Origin of the sequence: Stenotrophomonas tumulicola (assembly GCF_014117215.1) — a bacterium.
GTDB classification, from domain to species: domain Bacteria; phylum Pseudomonadota; class Gammaproteobacteria; order Xanthomonadales; family Xanthomonadaceae; genus Stenotrophomonas; species Stenotrophomonas tumulicola.
Genome location: NZ_JACGXS010000017.1, coordinates 22,913 through 39,989 on the forward strand (window position 1 = coordinate 22,913; position 17,077 = coordinate 39,989).

22 protein-coding genes are annotated in these 17,077 nt (G+C 64.3%); 19 read left to right on the plus strand and 3 right to left on the minus strand.

Annotation, left to right across the window (positions count from 1 at the left end; genetic code table 11):
* The first annotated feature begins 5 nt into the window (after positions 1-5).
* From rplN to H4O11_RS18580, 19 genes are all read left to right on the plus strand, one after another.
* Entirely contained in the window at positions 6-374 is a 369-nt protein-coding gene (gene rplN / locus H4O11_RS18490; RefSeq protein WP_042614221.1) for a 50S ribosomal protein L14, read from the plus strand.
* A gap of 16 nt (positions 375-390) precedes the next feature.
* On the plus strand, positions 391-708 hold the full coding sequence (gene rplX / locus H4O11_RS18495; protein ID WP_042614220.1) for a 50S ribosomal protein L24: 318 nt from the start codon (positions 391-393) through the stop codon (positions 706-708).
* Positions 709-719: 11 nt separating this feature from the next.
* Positions 720-1,262: a 50S ribosomal protein L5 gene (gene rplE, locus H4O11_RS18500; protein ID WP_182342205.1), complete on the plus strand. Its 543-nt coding sequence runs from the start codon at positions 720-722 to the stop codon at positions 1,260-1,262.
* 18 nt (positions 1,263-1,280) lie between these two features.
* Positions 1,281-1,586, plus strand: a complete 306-nt coding sequence (rpsN, locus tag H4O11_RS18505; protein WP_182342225.1) for a 30S ribosomal protein S14 — start codon at positions 1,281-1,283, stop codon at positions 1,584-1,586.
* A gap of 235 nt (positions 1,587-1,821) precedes the next feature.
* Complete coding sequence (rpsH, locus tag H4O11_RS18510) at positions 1,822-2,220, plus strand: 30S ribosomal protein S8 (protein ID WP_004145387.1); 399 nt, start codon at positions 1,822-1,824, stop codon at positions 2,218-2,220.
* 18 nt (positions 2,221-2,238) lie between these two features.
* Entirely contained in the window at positions 2,239-2,763 is a 525-nt protein-coding gene (rplF, locus tag H4O11_RS18515) for a 50S ribosomal protein L6 (protein WP_182342228.1), read from the plus strand.
* A gap of 79 nt (positions 2,764-2,842) precedes the next feature.
* Positions 2,843-3,202 (plus strand): 50S ribosomal protein L18, encoded by a 360-nt coding sequence (rplR, locus tag H4O11_RS18520; RefSeq protein WP_182342286.1) that lies wholly within the window; start codon positions 2,843-2,845, stop codon positions 3,200-3,202.
* 160 nt (positions 3,203-3,362) lie between these two features.
* Complete coding sequence (rpsE, locus tag H4O11_RS18525) at positions 3,363-3,905, plus strand: 30S ribosomal protein S5 (protein ID WP_182342231.1); 543 nt, start codon at positions 3,363-3,365, stop codon at positions 3,903-3,905.
* Entirely contained in the window at positions 3,898-4,089 is a 192-nt protein-coding gene (gene rpmD / locus H4O11_RS18530; RefSeq protein WP_182342234.1) for a 50S ribosomal protein L30, read from the plus strand. Before rpsE ends, rpmD begins: the two co-directional genes overlap by 8 nt.
* 4 nt (positions 4,090-4,093) lie before the next feature.
* Positions 4,094-4,537, plus strand: coding sequence for a 50S ribosomal protein L15 (gene rplO / locus H4O11_RS18535; RefSeq protein ID WP_182342237.1), 444 nt, complete (start codon positions 4,094-4,096; stop codon positions 4,535-4,537).
* Between the two features lie 7 nt (positions 4,538-4,544).
* Entirely contained in the window at positions 4,545-5,912 is a 1,368-nt protein-coding gene (secY, locus tag H4O11_RS18540; RefSeq protein ID WP_182342240.1) for a preprotein translocase subunit SecY, read from the plus strand.
* A 361-nt stretch (positions 5,913-6,273) separates the two neighbouring features.
* On the plus strand, positions 6,274-6,630 hold the full coding sequence (gene rpsM, locus H4O11_RS18545; protein ID WP_004145437.1) for a 30S ribosomal protein S13: 357 nt from the start codon (positions 6,274-6,276) through the stop codon (positions 6,628-6,630).
* 11 nt (positions 6,631-6,641) lie between these two features.
* The gene (gene rpsK / locus H4O11_RS18550; protein ID WP_042614211.1) at positions 6,642-7,031 is read left to right on the plus strand and encodes a 30S ribosomal protein S11; all 390 of its coding nucleotides are present in this window, start codon (positions 6,642-6,644) and stop codon (positions 7,029-7,031) included.
* Positions 7,032-7,045: 14 nt separating this feature from the next.
* Entirely contained in the window at positions 7,046-7,675 is a 630-nt protein-coding gene (gene rpsD / locus H4O11_RS18555) for a 30S ribosomal protein S4 (protein WP_182342258.1), read from the plus strand.
* 55 nt (positions 7,676-7,730) lie between these two features.
* A complete protein-coding gene (locus tag H4O11_RS18560) occupies positions 7,731-8,729 on the plus strand; it encodes a DNA-directed RNA polymerase subunit alpha (protein WP_182342262.1) in 999 nt (332 codons plus the stop codon).
* 197 nt (positions 8,730-8,926) lie between these two features.
* Positions 8,927-9,313, plus strand: a complete 387-nt coding sequence (gene rplQ / locus H4O11_RS18565) for a 50S ribosomal protein L17 (protein WP_182342265.1) — start codon at positions 8,927-8,929, stop codon at positions 9,311-9,313.
* A gap of 284 nt (positions 9,314-9,597) precedes the next feature.
* The gene (locus H4O11_RS18570; RefSeq protein WP_182342268.1) at positions 9,598-10,116 is read left to right on the plus strand and encodes a disulfide bond formation protein B; all 519 of its coding nucleotides are present in this window, start codon (positions 9,598-9,600) and stop codon (positions 10,114-10,116) included.
* A 67-nt stretch (positions 10,117-10,183) separates the two neighbouring features.
* Entirely contained in the window at positions 10,184-11,563 is a 1,380-nt protein-coding gene (locus H4O11_RS18575) for a class II 3-deoxy-7-phosphoheptulonate synthase (protein ID WP_182342271.1), read from the plus strand.
* Between the two features lie 189 nt (positions 11,564-11,752).
* On the plus strand, positions 11,753-12,865 hold the full coding sequence (locus H4O11_RS18580; RefSeq protein ID WP_246333610.1) for a mechanosensitive ion channel family protein: 1,113 nt from the start codon (positions 11,753-11,755) through the stop codon (positions 12,863-12,865).
* Here the strand turns inward: H4O11_RS18580 and H4O11_RS18585 are convergent.
* From H4O11_RS18585 to typA, 3 genes are all read right to left on the minus strand, one after another.
* Positions 12,862-14,448 carry an amidase gene (locus tag H4O11_RS18585; RefSeq protein ID WP_425506095.1) on the minus strand — a complete coding sequence of 529 codons (1,587 nt, stop codon included), beginning with the start codon at positions 14,446-14,448 and terminating at the stop codon, positions 12,862-12,864. The two genes, H4O11_RS18580 and H4O11_RS18585, sit on opposite strands and share 4 nt — an antisense overlap.
* A gap of 88 nt (positions 14,449-14,536) precedes the next feature.
* Entirely contained in the window at positions 14,537-15,004 is a 468-nt protein-coding gene (locus H4O11_RS18590) for a DUF2127 domain-containing protein (RefSeq protein ID WP_182342280.1), read from the minus strand.
* Positions 15,005-15,016: 12 nt separating this feature from the next.
* On the minus strand, positions 15,017-16,864 hold the full coding sequence (gene typA, locus H4O11_RS18595; RefSeq protein WP_182342283.1) for a translational GTPase TypA: 1,848 nt from the start codon (positions 16,862-16,864) through the stop codon (positions 15,017-15,019).
* Positions 16,865-17,077 lie beyond the last annotated feature (213 nt).

A 17,077-nucleotide genomic window follows, 5' to 3' on the forward strand; every position in this document is an offset into this window, starting at 1 on the left:
GACTCATGATCCAGATGCAGAGCTACCTTGACGCCGCGGACAATTCCGGTGCCAAGGAACTGATGTGCATCAAGGTGCTTGGCGGTTCCAAGCGCCGTTATGCCCACATCGGTGACATCATCAAGGTCACCGTGAAGGATGCGATTCCGCGCGGCAAGGTCAAGAAGGGCGAAGTTTACGACGCCGTTGTTGTCCGTACCCGCAAGGGTGTTCGTCGTCCGGACGGTTCGCTGATCCGCTTCGACGGCAACGCTGCCGTCCTGCTGAACAACAAGCAGGAGCCGATCGGCACCCGTATCTTCGGACCGGTGACGCGTGAACTTCGTTCGGAGAAGTTCATGAAGATCGTCTCGCTCGCTCCCGAAGTGCTGTGAGCGACAGGAGATAATCATGGCTAACCGTATCAAGAAGGGCGACCAGGTTGTCGTCACCGCTGGCAAGGACAAGGGCAAGCAGGGCGAAATCGTCCGCGTGGACGGCGACCGTGTGGTCGTCGCCAACGTGAACATCGTCAAGCGCCACACCAAGCCGAATCCGCAGGCAGGCGTTGCCGGCGGCGTGGTCGAGCGCGAAGCGTCGATCCATATCTCCAACGTAAGCGTCGTCAACCCGGCAACGGGCAAGGGCGAGCGCGTTGGCTTCAAGGTGCTGGAGGATGGACGCAAACTGCGTGTGTTCCGCTCCAGCGGTGAGGCGCTCGACGCCTGAGGAATGAGCTGATGAATTCCCGTCTCGAAAAGTTTTACAAGGACGAAGTAGTCCCGGCGCTGATGAAGCAGTTCGGCTACAAGAATCCGATGGAAGTGCCGAAGCTGGTCAAGGTCACCCTGAACATGGGTGTCGGCGAAGCGGCGACCAACAAGAAGATCCTGGAAAACGCCGTTGGCGACATGACCAAGATCGCTGGCCAGAAGCCGATCGTGACCAAGTCGCGTGTCTCGGTGGCATCGTTCAAGATCCGCGATGGTTGGCCGATCGGCTGCAAGACCACGCTGCGTCGCGAAAAGATGTACGAGTTCATGGATCGCCTGATCAACATCTCGCTGCCGCGCGTGCGCGACTTCCGTGGTGTTTCCGGTCGTTCCTTCGACGGCCGCGGCAACTTCAACATGGGTGTGAAGGAACAGATCATCTTCCCGGAAATCGACTTCGACGCTGTCGACGCGATCCGCGGCATGGATATCGCCATCACCACCACCGCGAAGACCGATGCGGAAGCGAAGGCGCTGCTGGCAGCGTTCAAGTTCCCGTTCCGTAACTGATTCGTCGAGGATACCGAAATGGCAAAGACCTCCATGGTCAACCGCGACATCAAGCGGAAGAAGCTGGCCGAGAAGTTCGCTGACAAGCGCGCTGCTCTGAAGAAGATCGTGTCCTCCCCGGACGCGAGCTACGACGAGAAGATCGAAGCCTCCACCAAGCTGTCGAAGCTGCCGCGCGATTCGTCGCCGAGCCGCCACCGCAACCGTTGCGAGCTTTCGGGCCGTCCGCGTGGCGTGTACAGCAAGTTCGGCCTGGGCCGTAACAAGCTCCGCGAAGCCACCATGCGTGGCGACGTGCCGGGCCTGCGCAAGGCCAGCTGGTAACAGCCGGTCCTGCGGCTGCCTTCCCCTGAACGGGGGAGGGCAGGTCCAGGGGGAGGGGGCGTTCAGCTCCCTTCCAGAAAAAACAAGGGAGCCCGACGCAGGTCGGGCTCTTTTGGCGTATACTCCCGCGTCTTGCCCTGCGCCGGTCGTGGGGGAGTAAGGGGCCCTGGCCTATTCCCAGGAACAAAAACAGAATTCGCGAAAGCGGATATCGGTGCACTCAAAGGTACTCATAATGAGCATGACTGATCCCATCGCCGACCTGCTGGTCCGCATCAAGAATGCGGCAGCGGTTGGCAAGCAGACGGTGAAAGCCCCGTCGTCCAAGATCAAGGTTGCGATCGCCCAGGTCCTGAAGGACGAGGGTTACATCACCGACCTGCGCGTTACCGCGCTCGAGAACAACAAGTCCGAGCTGGAAATCGTGCTGAAGTATTTCGAAGGCAAGCCGGTCATCGCGACCCTGAAGCGCTTCTCGCGTTCGGGCCTGCGCCAGTACCGTGGCAAGAGCGAGCTGCCGAAGGTCATGAACGGCCTGGGCATTTCCATCATTTCCACCTCCAAGGGCATCATGACCGATGCGCAGGCGCGCCAGCTGGGCGTCGGCGGCGAAGTCCTGTGCTTCGTGGCCTAAGGCGAAAGGAGTAGAACCATGTCCCGTGTAGCCAAGAAGCCGATCGACCTGGGTAAGGTCGAACTGAACATCCAATCCGACAACGTGACCGCGAAGGGCCCGAAGGGCTCCCTGTCGCTGGCCAAGCCGGAAGGTGTCGTCATCACCGTCGAGAACGGCGTTGCCACCCTGAGCACCGAAGACGTGAACCTGGTTCCGCTGACCGGTACGGTCCGCGCGATCCTGGCCAACATGGTCAAGGGTGTCACCGAAGGCTTCGAGCGCAAGCTGGAGCTGGTCGGCGTGGGTTACCGTGCCGCCATGCAGGGCAAGGACCTGAGCCTGGCGCTCGGCTTCTCGCACCCGATCCTGTTCGTTGCGCCGGAAGGCATCACCATCACCACCCCGACCCAGACCGAGATCCTGGTCCAGGGTGCGGACAAGCAGGTCGTTGGCGAAGTTGCCGCCAAGATCCGTGCGTTCCGCAAGCCGGAGCCGTACAAGGGCAAGGGTGTGAAGTACTCCGACGAAGTCATCATTCGCAAGGAAGCCAAGAAGGCGTAAGTGCGAGTCCCTCGCAAGAGCCCGCACCTCCGTGTGCGGACTCTCAGGGAACAGCCCAACCTTCAGCTTTCCAGGACAAATAACCATGAACAAGAACATCGCCCGCCTGCGTCGCGCCAAGTCGACCCGCGCCCACATCCGTGAGCTCGGCGTTGCCCGCCTGTCGGTGCTGCGCACCGGCCAGCACCTGTACGCGCAGGTCTTCACCGCTGACGGCTCCAAGGTGCTGGCTGCCGCCAACACCACCCAGAGCGACGTCAAGGACGGCCTGAAGAACGGCAAGAATGCCGACGCCGCCGCCAAGGTTGGCCGTATCGTTGCCGAGCGTGCCAAGGCCGCCGGCATCGAGAAGGTTGCCTTCGATCGTTCGGGTTACCGTTACCATGGCCGCATCAAGGCCCTGGCTGACGCCGCCCGCGAAGCCGGCCTGCAGTTCTAAGGGATAAGGAAGGGAGCCTGCGGGCTCCTTTCCGCCTGCTCGCCGGCCAGAGGGTGGCCGGACGGTGTCGTTCTTCTGCAACGACGTGCCGGAACAACGCAACACTCCACAACCATAAGCGGCCCTGAGCCGTACATACTCAAACAACCAAGGAATAGAAATGGCAGAAGAACGTCAGCAGCGGGGTCGCGATCGCGATCGTAACCGCGAAGAGAAAGTCGACGACGGCATGATCGAGAAGCTGGTCGCGGTCAACCGCGTCAGCAAGACCGTCAAGGGCGGTCGCCAGTTCACCTTCACCGCACTGACCGTGGTCGGCGATGGCGAAGGCAAGGTCGGTTTCGGTTATGGCAAGGCGCGCGAAGTGCCGGTCGCCATCCAGAAGTCGATGGAGCAGGCCCGCAAGAACCAGGTCAGCGTCGACCTGAACAACGGTACCTTGTGGCACGTCGTCAAGGACGGTCACGGTGCAGCCCGCGTGTTCATGCAGCCGGCTTCGGAAGGTACCGGCGTGATCGCCGGTGGCGCCATGCGTGCCGTGCTGGAAGCGGTTGGCGTGAAGAACGTGCTGGCCAAGGCCACCGGTTCGCGCAACCCGATCAACCTGGTGCGTGCCACCGTGAAGGGCCTGGCTGCCACGCAGTCGCCGGCTCGCATCGCGGCCAAGCGCGGCAAGAAGGTGGAGGATCTGAACCATGGCTAATGAAACCAACAAGACCGTCAAGGTCCGCCTGGTGCGTGGCCTTCGTGGTGCCCAGTCCCGCCACCGCCTGTCGGTGCGCGCCCTGGGCCTGAGCAAACTCAACGATGTGCGTGAACTGAAGGACAGCCCGCAGGTTCGCGGCCTGATCAACAAGGTCCACTACCTCGTCAAGGTTGAGGAATAATCCAATGACCATGCATCTCAATGAACTGAGCCCGGCACCGGGCGCCCGTACCGAGCGCACCCGCGTCGGTCGTGGCATCGGCTCCGGCCTGGGCAAGACCTGCGGCCGTGGCCACAAGGGTTCGTTCGCCCGCAAGGGTGGCGGCAAGATCAAGGCCGGCTTCGAAGGCGGCCAGACCCCGATGCAGCGTCGTCTGCCGAAGATCGGCTTCCATTCGCCGATCGCCAAGGACACCGCTGAAGTGCTGCTGTACCAGCTGGACAAGCTGCCGGCCGGCGAGATCGACTTCGCTGCCCTGCGTGCCGCCAAGCTGGTGCCGAGCACCGCCAAGAAGGCCAAGATCGTCGTAAAGGGCGAGCTGACCAAGGCGTACACCCTGAAGGGCATCGCTGCCACGGCTGGTGCCAAGGCTGCGATCGAAGCTGCCGGCGGCAGCGTAACGGAGTAATAGCATCATGGCGCAAGCTGGCATCGGTAACCTCGCGGGCGGGATGGGCAAGTTCACTGAACTTCGCCAGCGTCTACTGTTCGTCGTCGGGGCTTTGATCGTCTATCGCATCGGCTGCTACGTGCCGGTGCCGGGCGTGAACCCCGATGCCATGCTTGCAATGATGCAACAGCAGGGCGGCGGCATCGTGGACATGTTCAACATGTTCTCGGGCGGCGCCCTGCACCGTTTTTCGATCTTCGCGCTGAACGTCATGCCGTACATCTCGGCGTCGATCGTGATGCAGCTGGCGGTCCACATCTTCCCGGCGCTGAAGGCGCTGCAGAAGGAAGGTGAGTCCGGTCGCCGCAAGATCACCCAGTATTCGCGCATCGGGGCCGTGCTGTTGGCCGTGGTGCAGGGCGGCAGCATCGCGCTGGCGCTGCAGAACCAGGTGTCCCCGGGCGGTGCGGCGGTGGTCTATGCGCCGGGCATGGGCTTCGTGCTGACGGCCGTGATCGCGCTGACCGCGGGCACCATGTTCCTGATGTGGGTTGGCGAGCAGGTCACCGAACGCGGCATCGGCAACGGTGTGTCGCTGATCATCTTCGCCGGCATCGTGGCTGGCCTGCCGGGCGCGGTCATCCAGACCTTCGACGCCTACCGCGACGGCAACATCCAGTTCATCCAGCTGCTGCTGATCGCGCTGGTGGTGTTGGCCTTCACCTTCTTCGTGGTGTTCGTCGAGCGCGGCCAGCGCCGCATCACGGTGAACTACGCGCGCCGCCAGGGTGGCCGCAATGCGTACATGAACCAGACCTCGTTCCTGCCGCTGAAGCTCAACATGGCGGGCGTGATCCCGGCGATCTTCGCTTCCAGCCTGCTGGCCTTCCCGGCGACGCTGGCCATGTGGTCCGGCCAGGCCGCCAACCAGAGCACCACCGGCCAGCTGCTGCAGAAGATCGCCAATGCACTGGGCCCGGGTGAGCCGCTGCACATGATCGTCTTCGCGGGCCTGATCACCGGTTTTGCGTTCTTCTATACCGCGCTGGTGTTCAATTCGCAGGAAACCGCCGACAACCTGAAGAAGTCGGGCGCGCTGATCCCGGGTATCCGTCCGGGCAAGGCCACCGCCGATTACGTCGATGCGGTGCTGACGCGCCTCACCGCGGCCGGTTCGGCTTACCTGGTGATCGTCTGCCTGCTGCCGGAACTGATGCGCACCCAGCTGAATGCGTCGTTCTACTTTGGCGGCACCTCGCTGCTGATCGTGGTGGTGGTGGTGATGGACTTCATTGCCCAGGTGCAGGCGCACCTGATGTCGCACCAGTACGAAAGCCTTCTGAAGAAGGCGAACCTGAAGGGTGGCAATCGCGGCGGCTTTGCCCGCAACTGATTGCCCTGTTACACTATCGTCTTCCTGCTGTGATGGTCCTCCGCTTCGCGGACCTGGCCATCCAAAGAAGGGCGGCCCCCGCAGCGGTTCCGGGTGGGGGTGAGATCAGGTGGTCCCGCGCAGGAGTAGCGCGGGCGGCCACGGAAGCAGACCTCCGGGTGTGCCTTCCGCGTCCAACCCGATCCGGCGCCGGAGCCTGGGCACACTCCCCAGGCCGGGTTCATGAAACCTCCAAGGTTTCACGGGCTTCCCAGTAAACCGGAACCTTGTTAGTATCACTGGTTCACTTTTTTGATCCATCCTGCCGGATTGGCGCGCCCGTGGTGCGCTGTCGGCCATCACTCAGCTGGAGAACCGCGTCATGGCGCGTATTGCAGGCGTCAACCTGCCAGCCCAGAAGCATGTCTGGGTCGGGTTGCAAAGCATTTACGGCATCGGCCGTACCCGTTCGAAGAAGGTCTGCGAAGTCGCAGGCGTTGCTTCGACCACCAAGATCCGCGATCTGTCGGAGCCGGAAATCGAGCGCCTGCGCGCCGAAGTCGGCAAGTACATCGTGGAAGGCGATCTGCGCCGTGAAATCGGTATTGCGATCAAGCGCCTGATGGACCTGGGCTGCTACCGCGGTCTGCGTCACCGTCGCGGCCTGCCGCTGCGTGGCCAGCGTACCCGTACCAACGCCCGCACCCGCAAGGGTCCGCGCAAGGCGATCAGGAAGTAAGGGACCTATAAATGGCTAAGCCCGCTGCTAAGACCAAGAAGAAGATCAAGCGCGTCATCACTGATGGCGTTGCCCACGTCCACGCTTCTTTCAACAACACCATCGTGACCATCACCGATCGCCAGGGCAACGCCCTGTCGTGGGCGACCTCCGGTGGCGCCGGCTTCCGCGGTTCGCGCAAGTCGACCCCGTTCGCTGCCCAGGTTGCCGCCGAGAAGGCCGGCCGTGCTGCGCTCGACTACGGCGTGAAGTCGCTGGAAGTCCGCATCAAGGGCCCGGGTCCGGGTCGTGAGTCCGCCGTTCGTTCGTTGAACAACGTCGGTTACAAGATCACCAACATCATCGACGTGACGCCAATCCCGCACAACGGGTGCCGTCCGCCGAAGAAGCGTCGCGTCTAAGGGAGCGATAAGAAATGGCTCGTTATATCGGTCCTACCTGTAAGCTCGCCCGCCGCGAAGGCGCCGACCTTTCCCTCAAGAGCCCGGCGCGTGCGCTGGACTCCAAGTGCAAGCTGGAGCAGAAGCCCGGCCAGCATGGCGCAACCGCCCGCAAGGGCAAGTTGTCCGATTACGCCACCCAGCTGCGTGAAAAGCAGAAGGTCAAGCGTATCTACGGCCTGCTGGAGCGTCAGTTCCGCAACTACTACAAGAAGGCCTCGACCAAGAAGGGCAACACCGGCGAGAACCTGCTGCAGTTGTTGGAAACCCGCCTGGACAACGTCGTCTATCGCATGGGCTTCGCCGTTACCCGTCCGGCTGCCCGTCAGCTCGTTTCGCACCGCGGTGTGACCGTCAACGGCAAGTCCGTGAACCTGGCTTCGTACCAGGTCAAGGCCGGTGACGCGATTGCTCTGTCGGAAAAGGCTGCCAAGCAGCTGCGCGTTCAGGAAGCCCTGACCGTTGCTGCCCAGCACGACATGAGCCCGTCGTGGGTTGAAGTTGATTCCGGCAAGTTCGCCGGCATCTTCAAGGCCGTGCCGGATCGTGCCGACCTGCCTGCGGATATCAACGAAGCGCTGATCGTCGAGCTGTATTCGAAGTAATTCACATTGGAGAGCCCCCGGCGACGGCCGGGGGTTCACTAGGAGAACCCGCAACATGACGGTTACCGCCAACCAGGTTCTGCGTCCTCGCGGTCCGCAGATCGAACGTCTTACCGACACCCGCGCCAAGGTCGTCATCGAGCCCTTGGAACGTGGTTATGGGCATACGCTGGGCAACGCCCTGCGTCGCGTGCTGCTGTCGTCCATCCCGGGCTTCGCCATCACGGAAGTCGAAATCGACGGCGTGTTGCATGAGTACACCACGGTCGAAGGTCTGCAGGAGGACGTGCTCGAAGTCCTGCTCAACCTGAAGGACGTGGCCATCCGTATGCACTCCGGCGACAGCGCCACCCTGTCCCTGTCCAAGCAGGGCCCGGGCGTCGTCACCGCTGCCGACATCAAGGTCGATCACAACGTGGAGGTCCTCAACGGCGACCACGTGATCTGCAACCTGACCAAGGATACGGCAGTCAACATGCGTCTGAAGATCGAACGCGGTTTCGGCTACCAGCCGGCAGCTGCGCGTCGTCGTCCGGACGAAGAAACCCGTGCCATCGGCCGCCTGGTCCTGGATGCCTCGTTCTCGCCGGTCCGCCGCGTCGCCTATGCCGTGGAAGCGGCCCGCGTCGAGCAGCGTACCGACCTGGACAAGCTGGTCATCGATATCGAGACCAACGGCACCATCGACGCCGAGGAAGCCGTGCGCACCGCCGCCGACATCCTCAGCGACCAGCTGTCGGTGTTCGGTGACTTCACCCACCGCGATCGCGGTGCAGCCAAGCCGGCCAACAACGGCGTGGATCCGGTGCTGCTGCGCCCGATCGACGACCTGGAACTGACCGTGCGTTCGGCCAACTGCCTCAAGGCGGAAAGCATCTATTACATCGGCGATCTGATCCAGAAGACCGAAGTGGAGCTGCTGAAGACCCCGAACCTGGGCAAGAAGTCGCTCACCGAGATCAAGGAAGTGCTGGCCCAGCGTGGCCTGTCGCTTGGCATGAAGCTGGAGAACTGGCCGCCGGCCGGCGTCGCCAGCCACGGCATGCTGGGCTGATTAAGCCTTCCTGCAAGACCGCATGGCCCCGTCGGCAACGACGGGGCCATTGCACCAAGGCAACACCGCCACGACGAACGCAGGTTCGCGGGCAGGTCGTCCAGGATGGATGACCAGGACCAACCGCAGTCCGCGCAGCAACGCCATGACGGCGACAACGATCCCCAAAGCCTCATCATTGCAAAGGAACCATCACCATGCGCCACCAGAAATCCGGCCGTAAGTTCAGCCGTACCAGCGCCCATCGCGAAGCGATGTTCAAGAACATGGCCGCGTCGCTGTTCAAGCACGAGCTGATCAAGACCACCCTGCCGAAGGCCAAGGAACTGCGCCGCGTCGCCGAGCCGCTGATCACCCTGGCCAAGGTCGACTCCGTCGCCAACCGTCGCCTGGCGTTCGCCCGCCTGCGTGACAATGAAGCCGTCGGCAACCTGTTCACCATCCTGGGCCCGCGTTATGCGTCGCGTCCGGGTGGTTACCTGCGCCTGCTGAAGTGCGGCTTCCGCGCTGGCGACAATGCGCCGATGGCCTACGTCGAGCTGGTCGACCGTCCGGCTGTCGTTGCCGAGGAAGTGGCCGAGTAATCGGACCGCATCGCGCAATACCGTCAGAAGCCCGGCCTCGCGCCGGGCTTTTGCGTTTCCGCTGCGCTCGCCGGGCATGGCCCGGCGCTACCCACAACCCGCACCGTTCAGACAGGCGTGCCGTGTCGCGGTTCGAAACCCACAACCCGCACCGTTCAGACAGGCGTGCCGTGTCGCGGTTCGAAACCCACAACCCGCACCGTTCCGACAGGCGTGCCGTGTCGTGGTTCGAATGGCGCCCGCTGTCGGTTACGCTTGGTGCCTGATCCGTTCGAGCGTTCCCGATGAATCCGTTCCGTTGGCCGTTCCGCGCCCAGTTCCTGCTGGGTTTCCTGATCTGCGCTGGCCTGCTGGCTTACGCCATTTTCCTGCAGTTGGAGATGGGCCTGGAGCCGTGTCCGCTGTGCATCTTCCAGCGGCTGGCATTTGCCGCCCTGGGGCTGCTGTTCCTGATCGGGGCCCTGCATGGCCCGTCCAACCGGTCCGGGCGCATCACCTACGGCGTGCTGGCTTTCGTCGCCGCTGCGGTCGGCGTTGGCATCGCGGCGCGCCACGTGTACGTGCAGATGCTGCCGCCGGAGTTCGGCTCCACCTGTGGCCCCCCGTTGAGCTTCCTCAGCGAGACCATGGGGCCGTTTGAAGTGTTCCGTACCGTGCTCACCGGCACCGGCAACTGCGGCAACATCGACTGGACCTTCCTCGGCCTGACCATGCCGATGTGGTCGCTGGCATGGTTCGTGCTGTTGGCTGCCTGGGCGCTGCTGGTATCGTTGCGTCGCATTCGCGGCGGCAGCCGCCGCTGATCCGCCTGAATCGCCCTGTCCGCTGAGCGTGGCTCGGCGCTACTCCCTGCATTTCCTGGTAACCGCCATGTCCGTCGTTGATGCTTCCCAGCCCCCCGCCATGCTGCTGCCTGCCGACTGGTCGCCGGAGAGCTGGCGGGGCAAGCCGGCGCTGCAGATGCCGACCTATCCGGATCCGATCGCCCTGGAGGCGACCCTGCACGAGTTGAAACGGCTGCCCCCGCTGGTGACCTCCTGGGAGATCCTTGCGCTCAAGGAGCAGTTGGCCGACGCGCAGGAGGGCAAGCGTTTCCTGCTGCAGGGGGGCGACTGCGCGGAGAATTTCAGCGACTGCGAATCGGGGATGATCTCCAACCGGCTCAAGGTGCTGTTGCAGATGAGCCTGGTGCTGGTGCATGGAATGCGCAAGCCGGTGATCCGCGTTGGGCGGTTCGCTGGCCAGTACGCCAAGCCGCGTTCGGCGGACACCGAGACGCGCGATGGCGTGACCCTGCCCAGCTACCGCGGCGACGTGGTCAACGCGCCTGCGTTCACCGAGGCAGCACGGATGCCGGATCCGCGTCGCATGCTGCAGGCGCATGCGCACTCGGCGATGACCATGAATTTCGTGCGTGCGCTGATCGATGGCGGCTTCGCTGACCTGCACCATCCCGAATACTGGAACCTGGAGTGGGTGCGGCATTCGCCGCTGGCTGCCGAATACCAGAAGATGGTCAGCTCCATCGAGGAGTCGGTGCGTTTCATGGAAACCATCTCCGGCTCACGGGTGCACAACCTGAAACGGGTGGATTTCTACACCTCGCATGAGGCGCTGCTGCTGCCCTACGAACAGGCCCTGACCCGCCAGGTGCCGCGCCAGCAGGGCTGGCTCAACCTGAGTACCCACTACCCGTGGATCGGCATGCGTACGGCGGCGCTGGACGGCGCGCACGTGGAGTACCTGCGTGGCGTGCGCAATCCCATCGCGATCAAGGTGGGGCCTTCGGTGCTGCCGGACCAGTTGCTGCGGTTGATGGACGTGTTGAATCCGCAGAACGAGCCCGGTCGCCTGACCTTCATCCATCGCATGGGCGCGGCGCACATCGCCGACAAGCTGCCGCCGCTGCTCGATGCGGTGAAGCGTGATGGACGCGGGGTGCTGTGGGTATGCGACGCGATGCATGGCAATACCGAGAGCACCCGCAACGGTTACAAGACCCGCCGCTTCGACAACGTCCGTGGTGAGGTGGAAATGTCCTTCGACCTGCATGCGGCGGCGGGAACACGGCTGGGCGGCGTGCATCTGGAGCTGACCGGTGAAGATGTCACCGAATGCACCGGCGGCGCACGTGAGCTCACCGAGCGCGACCTGGAGCGCGCGTACCACTCCACGGTGGATCCGCGGCTGAATTACGAGCAGTCGCTGGAGATCGCCATGGCGATCGTGCGCAAGCAGGGCGCGGCGTAACCGCAGGCCGAAGCGGCGGGTCCCTTTCCCAAGGGAAGGGGATCTGTCCCTCTCCATGACGCGCTGCTCATTGGACCTGCGCCACGCTATGTCCTTTGGCTGCAGCCAGAGGAGCAGGACGACGTGGTGGATTGGCCGTTGGCAAAAGCCTACCTGTGGCCCATCGGCTTGGCGCTGGTGGTGGGAGCAATGGGCGCATGGGGGATCCTGGCCCTGTATCGCCGGCTGCAAGGGCGCGACAGGCGGCGTGCGCGGGTCGGGCGGGTCATCGGCCTGCCATTGGCCGTGGCGTTTCCCCTGCTGTTGTTGATCTTCGCACTGGAGGCCACCCCGCTGCAGGACCCGCTGTTATCGAACGTGCAGCGTCTGTTCCATATCAGCCTGACCCTGTGCTTCATCTGGTTGCTGGTACGTGGCGTGGCTGCAGGGGAGCGGGCGATCCTGCGCAGCCATCCCATGGAGGTGGCCGACAACCTGGAAGCGCGTCGCATCCAGACCCAGACCCGCGTGCTCAGCCGCGTGCTGATGGGCGCCATCATCCTGGTGGGCATGTCGCTGGTGCTGCTGACCTTTCCGGTGGTCCGGCAGATCGGCACGGCGCTGCTGGCCTCGGCCGGCATCATCGGCCTGGTGGCGGGTATCGCGGCCAAGCCGGTATTCGGCAACCTGATCGCCGGCCTGCAGATTGCGCTGACCCAGCCGATCCGCCTCGACGATGTCGTGATCGTGGAAGGCGAGTGGGGGAGGATCGAGGAAATCGGCAGCAGCTACGTGGTAGTCCGCGTCTGGGACGAGCGACGGATGGTGGTACCGCTTACCTGGTTCATCGAGAACCCGTTCCAGAACTGGACCCGGCGCAGTGCCGATCTGTTGGGGACTGCCTTCCTGTGGCTGGATCATCGTGCACCGATCGCGGCGATCCGCAGCGAACTGGAGCGGATCTGCGGCAGCGAGCCGCTGTGGGATGGCCGCGTGTGCGTGACCCAGGTGACGGAAACCAGCGAGCGGACGATCCAGGTGCGCCTGCTGGTGAGTGCGCGCAACTCCGGTGATGCCTTCGACCTGCGCTGCCTGGTGCGTGAACGCATGCTGGACTTCCTGGCCCGGCAGCACCCGCATGCGTTGCCACGGCTGCACGCCCAAGTGGAGCAGGAAGGCGATGCGCCGAGTCCAGCGCGGCGGGGTGAGCCCACCCCGGGCAGTGAGGTGCGCTCGCCTGGTGCGGAGGATGGCGAGCCGGCGATCCAGCCGGGTGGCGCGGGATCAGATACGTTCCCTGCGGAAAAGGGCCCTGGTCCCTAACGGTCGGTATCCAGCAGCGTATCCGTGCCGAACCTTGGCGGGCGTCGGGCCTGGGTGCGCTGTTCGTAGCTGTATGCCAGCTCGATCAGGCGAGGCTCGCTCCAGGCTGTGCCCATGAACAGCAGGCCGACCGGCAGTCCGTCCACATGTCCCATCGGTACGCTGAGGCTTGGGTAGCCGGCCACTGCGGCCGCCCCATAGCTGGCACCCGGGAACGCATCGCCGCCGGTTGCGCTGATTGCCCACGCAGGGCCGGTGGTGGGGGCGACCAGGGCATCCAGCCGGTGCGCGAGCAGCAGTGCATCGATCCCCTGTTCGCCTGCCATGCGCCGCGCCCGGCTGCGTGCCTCGATATAGCCTGGGTCGCCCAGTGGGCCGGCCTGCGCGGCTGCTTCCATCAGTTGCTGCCCGAACAGCGCCAGTTCCTGCCCGGGATGCGCCCGGTTGAACGCGATGATCTGCGGCAGGCTGCGCACCGGTGCCTGCCATTGCGCCAGGTAGCGTTCCAGCCCTGCTTTGAATTCATGGCGCAGGACGACCTGCTCGGCATCGGCCCATTGTTCTTCATCCAGCGCGGGTACCGGCACGACGGTAGCGCCGGCGCGGCGCAGCTCATCGATGGCATGCCGCATCAATGGCGCGATGCCGGGGCGGCGCAACAACGTGCTGTCCAGCACGCCGATGCGCGCACCACGCAGTCCGTCCACCTTCAGCCGCGCCGTGTAGTCGTACACCGCGCGTCCGGGCATGGCCGCAGTGGCCGGGTCGGCATCGTCGCGGCCGGCAATGGTGGTCAGCACCGCTGCGGCATCGGCCACGGTGCGGGTGATCGGCCCGGCCGTGTCCTGGCTGAAGGAAATGGGGATGATGCCGTTGCGGCTGACCAGCCCGACCGTCGGCTTCAGGCCTACCACGCCGTTGACGGCGGCGGGGCAGACAATGCTGCCGTCGGTTTCCGTACCGATCGACACCGCAGCCAGGTTCGCGGCCATGGCCACGGCGCTGCCGCTGCTGGAACCACAGGGGCTGTGGCTGAGGCGATAGGGATTGCGTGTCTGCCCGCCGCGCGCGCTCCAGCCGGACACTGACGCTTCGCCGCGGTAGTTGGCCCATTCGCTCAGGTTGCTCTTGCCCAGGATCACCGCGCCGCCCTCGCGCAGGCGCCGCACGAGGAACGCGTCGGGCGGACGGAAGCCCTGCAGTGCCAGCGAGCCAGCAGTGGTGCTCATCGGGCTGGCGTTGATGTTGTCCTTTACCAGCACGGGAATGCCATGCAGGGGGCCACGCACGACGCCTGCACGCCGTTCGCGGTCACGCTCGGCGGCTTCCGTGGCGGCGTCCGGATTGAGTTCGATCACCGCACGCAGGCGTGGGCCGGCGCGGTCCGCTGCCGCGATGCGGCGCAGGTAGGCGCGGGTCAGGGTGAGGCTGTCCAGTTCGCCCGCCGCCATGCGTGCCTGCAGGCTGGCCACGTCGGCTTCTGCATAGGGGAACGGTGCGGTGGACGGGGCCTGCGGCTGCGCCTGTGCGGCCGGCGCGGCCGGCGTACAGCCCGCCAGCGCCGTGCCCAGCAGGGTGGGCAGGAGTAGCGGCAGGGCCTGGCAGTAGGGGCGTGAAGTGCGGTCGCGCATGGCTGGCTGGGCGGTCACTGTCCCAGTGTAGCCATTTACGTCATGGTTTCCGTTTGCGGATATCGCGCGCCAACACATAGACCACCAGCAGGTTCACCGCCAGCACGCTCCAGGACGCCCAGCCGGGATGATGGACAATGGCATAGATGTCGAAGGGCAGGTAGATGCCGGCGGTGGCGCAGCCGAGCCACGAAGCCCAGGCTTTGGCACGCCAGAGGCCCCACGCTTCGAACAGGTGCAACACCCCGTAGGCGACCATCGCCGCTGCCGCCAGGTGCACGGCATCAGGGCTGATCATGTTGAGCAGCGAGGGCAGGGTGCCGTGATCCGGGTCCAGGCTGAAACGCCGGATCAGGGCATTGACCCCATCGCGCAGGGGCTGCGGGCCGAGCAGTTCCAGCCCGGTCGCCGCCACCAGCGCCAGGACCGCCTTGCCGGCTTCCAGCAAGGCGATCACGTGGAGCCCCGGATGCCTGTGCGGATCCGGGTTATAGGGCTTGTCGTTCACGGACGTGTCCGATCAGCCGCCGCGTGAAGCCTTCTTGCGCTCGCTTTCGGTCAGCCCCTTCTTGCGCAGGCGGATTTCCTTCGGCGTGATTTCGACCAGTTCGTCATCTTCGATGAAGTCCAGCGCCTGTTCCAGCGAGTACTTGATCGCCGGGGTCAGCGCGATGGCATCGTCCTTGCCCGAAGCGCGCATGTTGGTCAGCGGCTTGGTCTTGATCGCGTTGACGGTCAGGTCGTTGTCCTTGGAATGGATGCCGACCAGCTGGCCCTCATACACATTGTCGCCTTCGGCGGCGAACAGCTTGCCACGTTCCTGCAGCGGCCCCAGCGAGTAGGCCGGGGTGGCGCCTGGAGCATTGGCGATCATCACGCCGTTCTGGCGCTTGGCGATCGCGCCCTGTTCCTTCGGACCGTAATGGTCGAACACATGGAACAGCAGGCCCGAACCCTGGGTCAGGGTCTTGAACTCGTTCTGGAAGCCGATCAGGCCACGGGCCGGGATCTGGTACTCCAGGCGCACGCGGCCCTTGCCGTCCGGCTCCATGTTCTTCAGCTGGCCCTTGCGGGTGCCCAGCTTTTCCATCACGCCGCCCTGGTGCTGCTCTTCGATATCCACCACCAGCTGCTCGATCGGCTCCATGGCCTGGCCGTCGATCTGCTTGATGATGACTTCCGGACGCGACACGGCCAGCTCGTAGCCTTCACGACGCATGTTCTCGATCAGCACCGACAGGTGCAGTTCGCCACGGCCGGACACCAGGAACTTGTCGGCGTCTTCCAGCTGTTCGACCTTCAGGGCCACGTTGTGGACCTGCTCGCGGTCCAGGCGGTCCTTGATCTGGCGGCTGGTCAGGAACTTGCCGCCGGACAGGTCCTTGTTGCCGGCGAACGGCGAGTTGTTGACCTGGAAGGTCATCGAGATCGTGGGTTCGTCGACGGTCAGCGCCGGCAGCGCTTCCGGGGTTTCCGGGTGGCACAGGGTGTCGGAGATGGTCAGCTCCGGGATGCCCGAGATGGCGACGATGTCACCGGCCTCGGCGGTATCCTGCTCGATGCGCTCCAGACCCAGGAAGCCCAGCACCTGGCCCACTTTGCCGTTGCGCTTCTTGCCTTCACGGTCGATCACCGCGACCTGCATGTTCTTCTTCAGGGTGCCGCGCTGGACGCGGCCGATGCCGATCACGCCCACGAAGTTGTTGTAATCCAGCTGGCTGATGCGCATCTGGAACGGGCCTTCCGGATCGACTTCCGGCTTCGGCGCGTGCTGCATGATGGCTTCGTACAGCGGGGTCATGTCGCCGTCGCGCACGGTGTCTTCCAGGCCGGCGTAGCCGTTCAGGGCCGAGGCATAGACGATCGGGAAGTCCAGCTGTTCGTTGGTGGCGCCGAGCTTGTCGAACAGGTCGAACACCTGGTCGATCACCCAATCCGGACGCGAGCCCGGACGGTCGACCTTGTTGACCACGACGATCGGCTTGAAGCCCATCGCGAAGGCCTTCTGGGTGACGAAGCGGGTCTGCGGCATCGGGCCGTCCATCGCGTCGACGAGGATGAGCACGGTGTCGACCATCGACAGCACGCGCTCCACTTCGCCGCCGAAGTCGGCGTGTCCGGGGGTGTCGACGATGTTGATGCGGTTCTTGACGCCGGTCCGCTTGTCTTCCCAGGTGATGGCCGTGTTCTTGGCCAGGATGGTGATGCCGCGTTCCTTTTCCTGGTCGTTGCTGTCCATCACGCGCTCGGCGAGCACGGTACGTTCAGACAGGGTTCCGGACTGCTTCAGCAGCTGGTCGACCAGGGTCGTCTTACCATGGTCGACGTGCGCGACGATGGCGATGTTGCGAAGATTTTCGATGGACATGCGAAAGGGGGCCAGTCGGCGCCGGATTTGGAAAAAGAAGTCCATCATCATACCGCGATCTTGCGGTTTCGCGAAAAGCGCGTTTGCACTGACCGCTCATCCCCATTCAGGTAGGCGTGACGGCGTCTTTCCGTGCGGCTACCCGGTAGCGCCGGGCCATGCCCGGCGCGGCCCCTCCGCGCCGATCGGATGAGCGCCGCCGGGCATGGCCCG

Excerpts from the sequence above, each read along its gene's own strand:
- rplN (WP_042614221.1), top strand. The coding sequence starts at position 6 with ATGATCCAGATGCAGAGCTACCTTGACGCCGCGGACAATTCCGGTGCC.
- rplX (WP_042614220.1), top strand. The coding sequence starts at position 391 with ATGGCTAACCGTATCAAGAAGGGCGACCAGGTTGTCGTCACCGCTGGC.
- rplE (WP_182342205.1), top strand. The coding sequence starts at position 720 with ATGAATTCCCGTCTCGAAAAGTTTTACAAGGACGAAGTAGTCCCGGCG.
- rpsN (WP_182342225.1), top strand. The coding sequence starts at position 1,281 with ATGGCAAAGACCTCCATGGTCAACCGCGACATCAAGCGGAAGAAGCTG.
- rpsH (WP_004145387.1), top strand. The coding sequence starts at position 1,822 with ATGAGCATGACTGATCCCATCGCCGACCTGCTGGTCCGCATCAAGAAT.
- rplF (WP_182342228.1), top strand. The coding sequence starts at position 2,239 with ATGTCCCGTGTAGCCAAGAAGCCGATCGACCTGGGTAAGGTCGAACTG.
- rpsE (WP_182342231.1), top strand. The coding sequence starts at position 3,363 with ATGGCAGAAGAACGTCAGCAGCGGGGTCGCGATCGCGATCGTAACCGC.
- rpmD (WP_182342234.1), top strand. The coding sequence starts at position 3,898 with ATGGCTAATGAAACCAACAAGACCGTCAAGGTCCGCCTGGTGCGTGGC.
- rplO (WP_182342237.1), top strand. The coding sequence starts at position 4,094 with ATGACCATGCATCTCAATGAACTGAGCCCGGCACCGGGCGCCCGTACC.
- secY (WP_182342240.1), top strand. The coding sequence starts at position 4,545 with ATGGCGCAAGCTGGCATCGGTAACCTCGCGGGCGGGATGGGCAAGTTC.
- rpsM (WP_004145437.1), top strand. The coding sequence starts at position 6,274 with ATGGCGCGTATTGCAGGCGTCAACCTGCCAGCCCAGAAGCATGTCTGG.
- rpsK (WP_042614211.1), top strand. The coding sequence starts at position 6,642 with ATGGCTAAGCCCGCTGCTAAGACCAAGAAGAAGATCAAGCGCGTCATC.
- rpsD (WP_182342258.1), top strand. The coding sequence starts at position 7,046 with ATGGCTCGTTATATCGGTCCTACCTGTAAGCTCGCCCGCCGCGAAGGC.
- H4O11_RS18560 (WP_182342262.1), top strand. The coding sequence starts at position 7,731 with ATGACGGTTACCGCCAACCAGGTTCTGCGTCCTCGCGGTCCGCAGATC.
- rplQ (WP_182342265.1), top strand. The coding sequence starts at position 8,927 with ATGCGCCACCAGAAATCCGGCCGTAAGTTCAGCCGTACCAGCGCCCAT.
- H4O11_RS18570 (WP_182342268.1), top strand. The coding sequence starts at position 9,598 with ATGAATCCGTTCCGTTGGCCGTTCCGCGCCCAGTTCCTGCTGGGTTTC.
- H4O11_RS18575 (WP_182342271.1), top strand. The coding sequence starts at position 10,184 with ATGTCCGTCGTTGATGCTTCCCAGCCCCCCGCCATGCTGCTGCCTGCC.
- H4O11_RS18580 (WP_246333610.1), top strand. The coding sequence starts at position 11,753 with ATGGGCGCATGGGGGATCCTGGCCCTGTATCGCCGGCTGCAAGGGCGC.
- typA (WP_182342283.1), bottom strand. The coding sequence starts at position 16,864 with ATGTCCATCGAAAATCTTCGCAACATCGCCATCGTCGCGCACGTCGAC.